The following is an 11,993-nucleotide window of genomic DNA, read 5'->3' on the forward strand; positions in this document are numbered from 1 at the left end:
GGGGTGATTTTATTGTCAAAGATTAGAGTGTATGAATTGGCAAAAGAGCTTAATGTTAGCTCAAAGGATTTAATAAATTTATTAATGGAAGAGTTTGGTGTTGAAGTAAAAAATCATATGAGCGTAATAGAAGATGAAGATGCAACACTAATTAAGGAATTATTAGGTGATAATAGCGATAATGAAGGTAAAAAGAGTTTAGTGGAAGAATATGAAGATGAACTTGCTGAATCACTTAATAAGGGTGTAAGAAAAAAGAAAAAAACTAAAAAAGAATTAGAACAAGAAGAAACAGAAAAAAATGCTGAAGCTGCTTGTGGAGTAATTGAAATTGGTGAAACAATAACAGTTAAAGAATTATGTGAAAAGTTAGGAAAGCCAACAAATGATGTTATTAAGAATTTAATATTTTTAGGTGTTATGGCTGGTGTTAACCAAGAAATAGATTTTTCTACAGCTGAAAAACTTTGTGAAAAATATGAAGTTTTAGTTGAAAAGAAAGAAGAAGAAACAGAATTAGAAGCTTTTGAAGAAGAAACTGATATAGTTGAAGAAAATTTAGTAAAAAGACCTCCAATAGTAACAATTATGGGGCATGTTGACCATGGTAAAACATCACTTTTAGATGCTATAAGACATGCAAAGGTTACTGCAAGTGAAGCTGGTGGAATAACTCAACATATTGGTGCTTATACAGTTTCTTTGAATGGAGAAAAAATTACATTCTTAGATACTCCAGGACATGAAGCCTTTACAGCAATGAGAGCTAGAGGAGCACAAGTTACTGATATAGTTATATTAGTTGTTGCTGCAGATGATGGTATAATGCCACAAACAAAAGAAGCTATAAATCACTGTAAGGCAGCAGAAGTTCCTATGATTGTTGCAATAAATAAAATTGACAGACCAGGTGCAAATGTTGATAGAGTTAAGCAAGAATTAACTGAACATGGATTAGTTTCAGAAGACTGGGGTGGAGATACTATTTGTGTTCCGGTTTCAGCTAAAACTGGTGAAAACTTAGAAAGCTTATTGGAAATGGTATTATTAACTGCTGAAATGCAAGAATTACAAGCAGATCCAAATAGAAAAGCTAAGGGTACTGTAATTGAAGCTAAGTTAGATAAAGGTAGAGGTTCAGTTGCATCATTACTTATTCAAAATGGTACTTTAAATGTTGGTGATTCTATTTTAGTTGGTTCTACTTATGGTAGAATAAGAGCTATGTTTGATGATAGAGGAAAGAAAATAAAGAGTGCTGGACCATCTATTCCAGTTGAAATCTTAGGCCTTTCTGAAGTTCCTGCTGCAGGAGATAGATTTATAGTTTGCAAAGATGAAAAGACTGCAAGAAATATGGCTGATATTAGAAAGCAAAAAATTAAGGCTGATAGTCATCAAGCATCAAATAGAGTATCTTTAGAAGATTTATATAGCCAAATTAAAGAAGGAAAAGTTAAGGAATTATCTATAGTTGTTAAAGCTGATGTTCAAGGTTCTGTAGAAGCAATAAGACAATCTTTAGAAAAATTATCTACTGATGATGTTAAAGTTAGAGTAATACATGGTGCTGTTGGTGCAATTACAGAAACAGACGTTACACTTGCAGCAGCTTCAAATGCTTTAGTTATTGGATTTAACGTAAGACCAGATTCCAATGCAACAGTTCAATCAGAAAAAGAAAATATTGAAATAAAAACATATAGAATAATATATGATGCAATTGAAGATGTTAAATCTGCTATGATTGGTATGCTTGAACCAGAATATAAAGAAGTTATAAATGGTAAGGCAGAAGTAAGAATGACATATAAAATTTCAAATGTAGGAACTATAGCAGGGTGTTATGTTATTGATGGTAAGATTGTAAGAAATTCTGAAGTTAGAGTAATTAGAGATGGTATAGTAATATTTGAATCAACTTTAGCATCTTTAAAGAGATTTAAAGATGATGCTAAAGAAGTAGCTAAGGGATATGAATGTGGTTTAAGCGTTGAAAAATTCAACGATCTTAAAGAAGGCGATATTATAGAATCATTTACAATGGAAGCTATTAAGAGAAAAGAGCTTTAAGAGGTGTTTTAAATGGCTAACTATAGAGGCGGAAGAATAAACGAAGAAGTAAAAAGAGAAATTAGTACTATTATAAGAAGTGAAATAAAAGACCCAAGACTTACTGCAATGGTATCAGTTACAGATGTAAAAGTAACTAAAGATTTAAGATATGCAAAAGTATTTGTAAGTATATTTGGTAAAGATGATGAAGAAAAGAACAATACATTTGTTGCTTTAAAAAATGCTAGTGGATATATTAGAAAAGAAATAGGTCAAAGAATTAATTTAAGATATAATCCTCAAATAATATTTGAACTTGATGATTCAATTAATTATGGAATGCATATTGAAGAATTAATTCAAAAGGTAAAAGAAAAGTAATATGACTTTAAGTCAAATTGCAAAGTTTATATTAGATAGCAAGAAAATAGGCATTACCTACCATGTATCACCTGATGGTGATGCAGTAGGTAGTGTTCTTGCACTTTTTAATGCTCTTCAAAGTTTAAATAAGGATTGTTATATAATATCAAAGGATACTTTATCAGAAAACTTAAAGTTTTTAAAAGGATCATCTGAAATCACTGGAGAAATTATAGAACCTTTAGATGAAACAGATATTGTAGTAGTAATTGATTGTGGAAACTTAGATAGAGTAAGTGCAAATTTAGAGGAATTCACTGGCACAATAATAAATATTGATCATCATCTTTCAAATGATAAATATGGTGATATAAACTATATAGATTCAAATGCAGCTGCAACAGCAGAAATAATATTTGAATTATTAAATTTAATGGGTATAAGCTTTGAAGAGGAAAATAGTACTATAAAGGATATAGGCACTTGTATGTATACTTCAATAGTAACAGATACAGGGGGATATAGACATTCTAACGTAACAGAAAGAACACATAAAATATCATCAGTATTAAAAAAAATAGGTGTAGATAATACTTCGATTTATCAAAATCTTTTTGATAATAAGGATTTTAGTAGAATAAAGTTAATTGGAAAAGCATTAACTAATATGCAACTTATTTTAAATGGTAAAGTTGCTTTATTAGAATTAGATAAAAATTTTACATCAGATTTAGGAATTGATATAGGAGATACATCAGATATAATTTCTTACGGACTTCAAATTAAAGGTGTTGAAGTAACTTTATTATTAAAAGAAGTTGAAGATGGTGTTAAAGCAAGTCTTAGAGCTAAGAGTTATGTTGATGTAAGAAAAATAGCAGAAGTTTTTGGTGGTGGTGGCCATATAAGAGCTTCAGGTATAAAAATTAAAAATATATCAATGGAAGAAGCTAAATATGAAATATTAAATGAAATACAGAAAGAGTTGTAAGATATGAATGGAATTTTAAATATCTTTAAACCAATGGGAATGTCATCTTTTGATGTTGTTAGAGTTGTTAAAAAAGTAGCTAAGACAGGAAAGGTTGGACATACTGGAACATTAGATCCAGAAGCAACAGGGGTGTTACCTATATGTATTGGTAGAGCAACTAAAATAATAGATTATATTATGGATTCTGAAAAAGTATATGAAGTTACTTTTAAGCTAGGAATTAGGACAACTACTTATGATTTAGAAGGTGAAGTTTTAGAAGAAAGAGATACTTCTAATTTAAGTGATAATGATATACTAAATGTAATTAAGGAGTTTATAGGAGAATATACTCAAGTTCCACCTATGTATTCTGCTTTAAAGCAAAATGGAGTTAGACTTTATGAGTTAGCTAGAAAAGGAATAGAAGTGGAAAGAGAAGGTAGATTAATAAATATCTATAATATTGAAGATATTAATATAGATAATCCTTATGTTTCTATGAAGGTTACATGTTCTAAGGGTACTTATATAAGAAGTTTATGTTATGATATAGGAGAAAAATTAGGAGTTTTTGCAACTATGACAAAATTAAATAGATCAAAAACTTCTGTATTTTCACAAGAAAATTCAATTAATATTAATGATTTAACAGAAGAAAATATAGAAAACTATGTTATAACTATGGAAGAAGCTTTAAATAAATATGAATCAATTACTGTATATGGAAAATATACAAAACTTCTTATAAATGGAGTAAGAGTTGCTGATAATAGATTTACTAAAGACAAAGTTATAAATAGTGTATTATATAGAGTTTATGATGAAAATAAAAACTTTATAGGATTAGGTAAAAGAAATAACTTTGGATTTAAAATAGAAAAGCTACTAATAATATAGGAGAAAAGCAATGCTAATATATGATAATAAAGCTTTTAATGAAGAAAGCAAAAATAATTATATAGCTCTTGGTAGCTTTGATGGATTACACTTAGGACACTTATCGTTAATTGAAAAGGCTAAAGATTTAGCTGTAAAAAATAATGGCAAATCAATTATTTTTACTTTTAAAAATCATCCTAGAAAGTTTTTAAATACCACGAATAAAATACAGTTAATTATGACAAATGAAGAAAAAATTGATATTTTACAAAATGAAGAAGTAGATATAATTGCATTTAAGGATTTTGATGAAAAAATCATGAAGATGATGCCTGATGAATTTATAAGATGGCTATGTAAAAGCTATAATGTAAAGGGAATTATTGTAGGATTTAATTTTAAGTTTGGTTATAAAAATTTAGGGGATGTTGAAACTTTAGAAAAGTTTCAAAAAGAATATAAGTATAAATTATATGTAATGAAACCTTATACCATGCAAGATGAAATAATAAGTTCTACATCTATTAGAAAAGAATTATTAGATGGAAACGTGAAAAAAGCATTTAATATGTTATCTAGACCTTATATGCTTTCAGGAAAAGTTATAGATGGGAAAAAGCTTGGAAGAACTATAGGTTTTCCAACAGCTAATTTAGAAATTAATAAAGAAAAAGTTATTCCTAAAAAAGGTGTTTATTATACTAATGTAAAAATAGATGAAAAAACATTTAAGGGAATTACTTCTGTTGGGAATAATCCTACTGTAAATGGGCAAGAATTAACTTTAGAAACCTATATATTAAATTTTAATGAAGATATATATGGAAAAGAAATTAAGGTTTACTTCATTGATAGAATTAGAGATGAGATAAAGTTTAATAATATTAATGAATTAGTTGCACAATTAAAAAAAGATAAAAAGTTTGCAGAAGAAAAAGGTGAAATGTATTTTTAATTTTCTTTTATAGATAAAGATAAAAGAAGATAAAACTTAACAACTATATAATAATATATATAAATTTAAATTTTAAGTTATATTAAAGTAATTTTAGTATTTTAGCGATTAAGTTTAATCAATATTAGATAATAAAATACAAATAAATTTAAAATAATAAATTATATTTACAAGATAGACTTACTTTGATATAATATCTCATGAAGAACCTACTTCTAAGATTTGAGGGTGATTTCTCTTTTCCTGGAAATAGGGGATAAATTAACTGGAGGTGTCATTATGGACGCAATAAGAAAGCAAGAATTAATCAAACAATACGGAAGACATGAAGGAGACACTGGTTCACCAGAAGTTCAAATCGCTCTTTTAACTGAAAGAATCAACTCATTAACTGGACACTTAAAAGTTCACAAGAAAGACCACCACTCAAGAAGAGGTCTTTTAATGATGGTTGGACAAAGAAGAGGTCTTTTAAATTACTTAGCTGAACAAGATATCGAAAGATACAGAGCTATAATAGCACAATTAGGCTTAAGAAGATAGTCTTTATAGAGCGGGTTTTATCCGCTCTATTATTTTAAAAAAATTAAATTAATAAAACCCGTAAAACCTGAAGGGAGGTTATTAAATGACTAATATATTAGAAAGAAATATAGCCGGTAGAAATATGAAAGTTGAATTTGGTAGAGTTGGAATGTTATCAAATGCAGCTATTTTTATGAGCTATGGAGATACAGTAATATTAACAAATGTTAATGCTTCAGAAAAACCAAGAGATGGAATAGACTTTTTTCCATTAAGCGTTGAATATGAAGAAAGATTATATGCAGTTGGTAAAATACCAGGTGGATTTATAAAAAGAGAAGGTAGACCTTCAGAAAATGCAATTCTTTTTGGAAGAGCTGTAGATAGACCATTAAGACCATTATTCCCTAAGGGATATAGAAATGATGTTCAAGTGGTTTGCACAGTTGTATCTGTAGAACAAGATAACTTACCAGAAATTCTAGCAATCAATGCAGCATCAATGGCATTATCCCTATCAAGTATTCCTTTTACAACTCCAGTTGCAGCAGTGCAAGTTGGTCTTATAGATGGAAATTTTGTTTTAAATCCTACTTCAAAAGAAAGAGAAGAAAGTATTCTTCAATTAACTGTTTGTGCAACTAAAGAAAGAGTTATGATGATTGAAGCTGGTGGAAATGAAATTCCAGAAGATACAATGATTAAAGCAATTGAATATGGATTTGAAAAGTGTCAAGATATAGTTGCATTCCAAGAAGAAGCGATGGCTAAATTCGGAAAGAAAAAGGATGAACCTGTTCTTTATAAGCCAGATGAAGAACTTTCAAAAGACATTAAAGATTTTGCAAGTGAAATGATAAAAGAAGCTATGTGGATCACTGATAAAGATGAAAGAAATGCTGCGATGGACATAGTAAACGATAAAATAAGTGAAGCGTTTGCAGAAAAATATCCAGACACATTTGCAGATTCTAAAGAAATAGTTTATAACATGCAAAAAGAAGTGGTTAGAGATATGCTTTTAAATCATTCTAGAAGACCTGATGGAAGAGCTTTTGATGAAATAAGAAAAATTTCATGTGAAGTAGATTTACTTCCAAGAACTCATGGAACAGGATTATTTACAAGAGGATTAACTCAAGTTATGACTGTTGCTACTTTAGGGGCTGTTGGAGATATTCAAATTATAGATGGTATAGGAGAAACAGAATCTAAGAGATATATGCACCACTATAATTTCCCAGCTTATTCTGTTGGGGAAGTAAAGCCATTAAGAGGACCAGGTAGAAGAGAAATAGGTCATGGAGCTTTAGCAGAAAGAGCTTTAGAACCACTTATTCCTTCAGAAGAAGAGTTCCCATATACAATTAGATTAGTTTCAGAAGTATTAAGTTCAAATGGTTCTACTTCTCAAGCTTCTGTTTGTGGATCTACATTAGCATTATTAGATGCAGGTGTTCCAATTAAGAGGCCAGCAGCAGGTATTGCAATGGGGCTTATAACATCAGAAGATTTAAGCGAAGAAGAAGTTTTAACTGATATTCAAGGAATAGAAGATTTCTTTGGAGATATGGACTTTAAAGTAGCAGGAACAACAGAAGGTATAACTTCAATTCAAGTTGATACAAAAATTAAGGGATTAAGCTTTAATGTAATTGAAACAGCAATTAAAAACGCAAGAAAAGCTAGATTACACATTTTAGATAAAATAAATGAATGTATACCAAATCCAAAATCAGAAGTATCTAAATTTGCTCCAAAAACATCAACTATTTCTATAGATCCAGAAAAAATAAGAGATGTTATTGGTGCAGGTGGTAAAGTTATTAATAAGATAATAGCTGATACAGGTGTTAAGATAGATATTAAAGAAGATGGTACAGTATTTGTTTCTTCACCAGACCATGATGGAGTAAATGAAGCTATCAGAATTATTGAAGGATTGACTAAAGAAGTTCAAGCAGGTGAGGTTTATTTAGGAAAAGTAACTAAAATAGCTGCCTTTGGTGCATTTATTGAAATTTTACCTAACAAAGAAGGGCTTTGTCATATTTCTAAATTAGATAAAAAGAGAGTAGAAAAGGTTGAAGATGTTGTATCTGTTGGAGATGAAATTTTAGTTAAAGTAACTGAAATAGATTCTCAAGGAAGAATTAACCTTTCAAGAAAAGATGCTCTTCCACAAGATGAGCCAACTGAATAATAAAAATGTTAAAAGAGAATTTAAAATAATTCTCTTTTTTTTACTATATAGAATAAATATGATAAGATTAAAATAAACTAAAAGCAAATCTATAAAAATGGAGGTAAGTATGTTTAATTTATATACATTAGATAATGGTTTGAGAGTTGTAACAGAATATATTGAGCATGTTAATTCTATAAGTGTAGGAATAATGGTTCAAAATGGTTCAAGAAATGAAAGTAAAGATGTTAATGGTATTTCACATTTTATAGAGCATATGTTTTTTAAAGGTACTGATAAAAGAAGTGCAAAAGAAATAGTGCAAGAAATAGAAAATATAGGTGGTCAAATTAATGCCTATACAAGCAAGGAAACTACTTGTTATTATATAAAAGCATTAAATACTCATGTTGATTTATGTTTAGATGTAATTTCTGATATGATATTAAATGCAAAGTTTGATGAAGAAGAAATAGAAAAAGAAAAGGGGGTAGTTATAGAAGAAATAAATATGAGTCAAGATAATCCAGAAGATGTATTAGACGAAATACATTCAGAAGCTATTTTTGGAGATAACTCTTTAGCTTATCCTATTTTAGGTACACCTGATAAAATAAAATCATTTACTAGAAAAAAAATTAAAGATTATATTAAAAATCATTATACACCATATAATTCTGTACTTAGTATTTGTGGTAAGTTTGATGAAAAGGAATTAAGAAAGCTTATTGAAGAATATTTTGGTAAATGGAGCAAAGATAATATATATAATCCAAGTTATGAAGCTATTACATTAAAACATGATAGCAAATATACTGAAAAACAAATAGAACAAGTTCATATAAATTTAGGTTTAAATGGACTACCATATGCTGATGATAAATCGTATTCATTAGTTTTATTGAATAATATATTTGGTGGCGGTGCATCATCAATACTTTTCCAAAAGGTTAGAGAAGAGTTAGGATTATGTTACAGTGTTTATTCTTACATGCAACCTTATTTAGGGGTTGGAACTATGAATATATATACAGGGTTGAGTAATAAGTATTGTGATAAAGCAATAAGTGTTATTAATGAACATTTATATGATTTTGCCAATAAGGGTATAAGTAAAGAATTACTAGAAATTAATAAAGAAAAAATTAAGGCAAGTTATATATTAGGTCTAGAAAGCACTTCATCTAGAATGTTTGCAAATGCAAAATGCTTCTTATTACAAAATAAAATTAAAACACAAGAAGATGTAATTAAGAGAATTAACAAAATAGATAATGATGACATAAACTATGTATTGGAGAGATGCTTTAAACCAGGAATAATAAGTACTGCTTTTGTTGGTCAGGGTGTGGAAGCAGATAAATTAAACTCAATTATAAATAACTCTAAAGTTGCATATAAGAGTTGTAGTGATGAAAAATTTCTATTGTAAGTTTGTCTTATAGTTGATATATTATTTAAGGAGAGTAAATTGCTAATTGGATTTTAATCGTATATCTAAAGTAATATATTATTTTTTGTTTGCATAATATTATGTATAACGAGGAGGTAATTATTATGAAGGATTTTGAATATTACGAAAAAAAGCCAGAAAGTCAGCTTAGAAATTTAAGCGAGTTAGAAAGATATGAAATTTTTAACTTAGAGTGTGCAGAAAAATATGATAGTACTCAAAATATTGACTTTATAATTGATGAAGAAGGATATATTAAATTTCTAGTGGTTGGTATTAGTTCAAGTAAGTTTAGTTTTTTTGGTAGTAAGGAATATGTTGAAATACCATGGGAATGTGTAACAAAGGTTGGAACTAATGTTATAGTAATCTCTGCTGAGGAAGGAAAGATAAAAAGAGCGAGAGCTTAAAAAACTTAAGGGGGAGATTCCTTGGATATAATAGTGCAAAAGTTCGGAGGAACATCTGTATCTACAGAGGAAAGAAGAAAACAAGTAATAAAAAAAATAGGGAAGGCAATTGAAAGTGGATTAAAACCAGTAGTAGTAGTTTCTGCTATGGGAAGAAAGGGAGAAGCTTATGCAACAGATACCCTATTATCACTTGTAGATGATAATTTTAAAAATAATAATAAAAGTGCTCAAGATTTATTAATGTGTTGTGGAGAAATAATAAGTTCGGTAGTTTTATGTAATGATTTATATAAGCATGGAATAACTGCAGTTCCATTAACTGGAGGTCAAGCAGGAATTATAACAAATGATGTTCACACTAATGCACAGGCTATAGATGTTGATACTAGTAATATAATGAAAATTTTAGAATCTGGAAAAGTGCCAGTAGTAACAGGTTTTCAAGGAGTTACTAAAGAAGGATTTTTTACAACTTTAGGAAGAGGTGGAAGTGATACTTCAGCATGTATATTAGGAGTTGCATTAAATGCAAAAGAAATAGATATATATACTGATGTAGATGGTATAATGACCGCTGATCCAAGAATGGTAGAGGATGCATCTCTTATAAATGAAATGACATATAATGAGGGATTTCAACTAGCAGATCAAGGTGCAAAGGTTATTCATCCAAATGCTGTTGCCTTAGCTAAAAAGGGAAATGTGCCATTAGTAATTAAAAATACTATGAATGATTCAAAAGGAACAATGATTAAAAGTGATATTTCAGAAGAAGAAAAAAGACTTATTTCTGGGATAACTCATTTAAATAATAGAATTCAAGTAAGGGTAAGATTGTCAGATAATAGAGAAAGAAGATCATATAGAAATCTTTTAGAATTATTAGCTAAAAATCATATAAGCTTAGACTTAATAAATATTTTTCCAGAACATCAAATGTTTACAATTGATGCAAGTGAAAAAGATAAGCTTTCAGAAATAATGAGCAAGGCTGAAATTAAATACTCAATTATTGAAAATTGTAGTACAATAGCTATTGTTGGTGCTGGAATGAATGGTGTACCTGGAGTTATGGCAAGAATAATAAATACTTTAACTAGAAATGAAATTGAAGTATTACAAACAACAGATTCAAATATGACTATTTGGTGTTTAATTGATAGCAAAAAGGTTCCTGAAGCAATAAGATTGCTTCATACTGAATTTAATTTAGGCAAATAGTAAAAATAAAAAAACTCTTTAGTAAAAATATATTGCTAAAGAGTTTTTAGTTTTATATATACATATATATTTTAATATACATTAAATTTGTTTATAATAGAATATATATCTATTTTATGAAAGGCAGGAATTATTAATGAAATTAAAATTTGATAACAAAGCAAAAGAAGCTTTAAATAATTTACTAAATGAAAGTTCAGAAAATTATATAAGAATAAAAGTATTTTATGGTTGTGGTAGACCAGCTTATGAATTATATTGTGATTTTAAGACAGAAGAAGATGTTGAAGAAGTAATAGAAGGAATTAATTTTATTGTAAATAAAAAAGATAGCAGAGCTTGTAATAATATTGAAATTAAGTATGATAAAGAAGTTTATAATAAGGGATTTTATATTAAAGATTTAGATTAGTTTAAAAGCTATACAAAAATATTTTTGTATAGCTTTTAATTTTTTATAAATATTATTTTAAAAAATGGAAAAAATAATTAAAAAAGATTAGAGGTGACAATAATGAGTGAAAAAATAGTTAAAGATTTAAATAAGTTTTTAACAGGAATTCATATGGGAGGGGCTACATTTAAGGATTATTTAGATAAAGCTCAAAATTTAGAGCTTAAAGCTAAGTTAAAAGAAATTATAGAATCATTTAAAAGACATGAAGAAGCAATAACTCATAGAATAGAATATCTTGGAGGAAATGCAAGTGATTCATTAGGTATAATAGGGAATATTGCTGAGGCTTTTGAAAAAATAAAACTTATATCTGTTGATACTGATGCTGAAGTATGTGAACATGCAATAAAAGCTATGAATATGGGAATAAAAAATGCTAATAAGTTTATTGAGGAAAATAAAGATATGGAAGAAAGTATTATGAATGATATAAAAGGTGTAGTAAAAGATTATGATAATCATTTAGAAGTTTTAAACAATCTAAAAAGTAAGTTATGTAAATATTGATGAA

The 11,993-nt window shown here is 28.2% G+C and carries 12 protein-coding genes; all 12 read left to right on the top strand.

Annotated elements, in window-relative coordinates:
* The first annotated feature begins 12 nt into the window (after window positions 1-12).
* The 12 genes from infB (at window position 13) to QZ321_RS00705 (ending at window position 11,989) form a co-directional block, all read left to right on the top strand.
* Window positions 13-2,073, top strand: coding sequence for a translation initiation factor IF-2 (gene infB / locus QZ321_RS00650; RefSeq protein WP_291749307.1), 2,061 nt, complete (start codon window positions 13-15; stop codon window positions 2,071-2,073).
* 12 nt (window positions 2,074-2,085) lie between these two features.
* Complete coding sequence (rbfA, locus tag QZ321_RS00655; protein WP_291749309.1) at window positions 2,086-2,436, top strand: 30S ribosome-binding factor RbfA; 351 nt, start codon at window positions 2,086-2,088, stop codon at window positions 2,434-2,436.
* A 1-nt stretch (window position 2,437) separates the two neighbouring features.
* Window positions 2,438-3,409: a bifunctional oligoribonuclease/PAP phosphatase NrnA gene (locus QZ321_RS00660; protein ID WP_291749311.1), complete on the top strand. Its 972-nt coding sequence runs from the start codon at window positions 2,438-2,440 to the stop codon at window positions 3,407-3,409.
* Window positions 3,410-3,412: 3 nt separating this feature from the next.
* Entirely contained in the window at window positions 3,413-4,291 is an 879-nt protein-coding gene (gene truB / locus QZ321_RS00665; RefSeq protein WP_291749313.1) for a tRNA pseudouridine(55) synthase TruB, read from the top strand.
* Window positions 4,292-4,301: 10 nt separating this feature from the next.
* Complete coding sequence (locus QZ321_RS00670) at window positions 4,302-5,228, top strand: bifunctional riboflavin kinase/FAD synthetase (protein ID WP_291749317.1); 927 nt, start codon at window positions 4,302-4,304, stop codon at window positions 5,226-5,228.
* A 279-nt stretch (window positions 5,229-5,507) separates the two neighbouring features.
* On the top strand, window positions 5,508-5,771 hold the full coding sequence (rpsO, locus tag QZ321_RS00675; RefSeq protein ID WP_133014141.1) for a 30S ribosomal protein S15: 264 nt from the start codon (window positions 5,508-5,510) through the stop codon (window positions 5,769-5,771).
* Window positions 5,772-5,856: 85 nt separating this feature from the next.
* Window positions 5,857-7,956, top strand: coding sequence for a polyribonucleotide nucleotidyltransferase (locus QZ321_RS00680; RefSeq protein ID WP_291749321.1), 2,100 nt, complete (start codon window positions 5,857-5,859; stop codon window positions 7,954-7,956).
* 109 nt (window positions 7,957-8,065) lie between these two features.
* Entirely contained in the window at window positions 8,066-9,370 is a 1,305-nt protein-coding gene (locus tag QZ321_RS00685) for a pitrilysin family protein (protein WP_291749324.1), read from the top strand.
* A gap of 125 nt (window positions 9,371-9,495) precedes the next feature.
* Window positions 9,496-9,801 (top strand): YlmC/YmxH family sporulation protein, encoded by a 306-nt coding sequence (locus QZ321_RS00690; protein ID WP_291749327.1) that lies wholly within the window; start codon window positions 9,496-9,498, stop codon window positions 9,799-9,801.
* A 21-nt stretch (window positions 9,802-9,822) separates the two neighbouring features.
* Window positions 9,823-11,025 carry an aspartate kinase gene (dapG, locus tag QZ321_RS00695; RefSeq protein WP_291749330.1) on the top strand — a complete coding sequence of 401 codons (1,203 nt, stop codon included), beginning with the start codon at window positions 9,823-9,825 and terminating at the stop codon, window positions 11,023-11,025.
* Between the two features lie 136 nt (window positions 11,026-11,161).
* Complete coding sequence (locus QZ321_RS00700; protein WP_291749333.1) at window positions 11,162-11,437, top strand: hypothetical protein; 276 nt, start codon at window positions 11,162-11,164, stop codon at window positions 11,435-11,437.
* 102 nt (window positions 11,438-11,539) lie between these two features.
* Window positions 11,540-11,989, top strand: a complete 450-nt coding sequence (locus QZ321_RS00705; RefSeq protein ID WP_291743939.1) for a DUF2383 domain-containing protein — start codon at window positions 11,540-11,542, stop codon at window positions 11,987-11,989.
* Window positions 11,990-11,993 lie beyond the last annotated feature (4 nt).

The organism is uncultured Clostridium sp., from assembly GCF_910588715.1.
Taxonomy (GTDB): domain Bacteria; phylum Bacillota; class Clostridia; order Clostridiales; family Clostridiaceae; genus Clostridium.

What these genes read in the sequence shown, in the direction of transcription:
- rbfA (WP_291749309.1), top strand. Translation starts at nt 2,086, where the DNA reads ATGGCTAACTATAGAGGCGGAAGAATAAACGAAGAAGTAAAAAGAGAA.
- rpsO (WP_133014141.1), top strand. Translation starts at nt 5,508, where the DNA reads ATGGACGCAATAAGAAAGCAAGAATTAATCAAACAATACGGAAGACAT.
- QZ321_RS00690 (WP_291749327.1), top strand. Translation starts at nt 9,496, where the DNA reads ATGAAGGATTTTGAATATTACGAAAAAAAGCCAGAAAGTCAGCTTAGA.
- QZ321_RS00685 (WP_291749324.1), top strand. Translation starts at nt 8,066, where the DNA reads ATGTTTAATTTATATACATTAGATAATGGTTTGAGAGTTGTAACAGAA.
- QZ321_RS00670 (WP_291749317.1), top strand. Translation starts at nt 4,302, where the DNA reads ATGCTAATATATGATAATAAAGCTTTTAATGAAGAAAGCAAAAATAAT.
- QZ321_RS00705 (WP_291743939.1), top strand. Translation starts at nt 11,540, where the DNA reads ATGAGTGAAAAAATAGTTAAAGATTTAAATAAGTTTTTAACAGGAATT.
- truB (WP_291749313.1), top strand. Translation starts at nt 3,413, where the DNA reads ATGAATGGAATTTTAAATATCTTTAAACCAATGGGAATGTCATCTTTT.
- QZ321_RS00680 (WP_291749321.1), top strand. Translation starts at nt 5,857, where the DNA reads ATGACTAATATATTAGAAAGAAATATAGCCGGTAGAAATATGAAAGTT.
- QZ321_RS00660 (WP_291749311.1), top strand. Translation starts at nt 2,438, where the DNA reads ATGACTTTAAGTCAAATTGCAAAGTTTATATTAGATAGCAAGAAAATA.
- QZ321_RS00700 (WP_291749333.1), top strand. Translation starts at nt 11,162, where the DNA reads ATGAAATTAAAATTTGATAACAAAGCAAAAGAAGCTTTAAATAATTTA.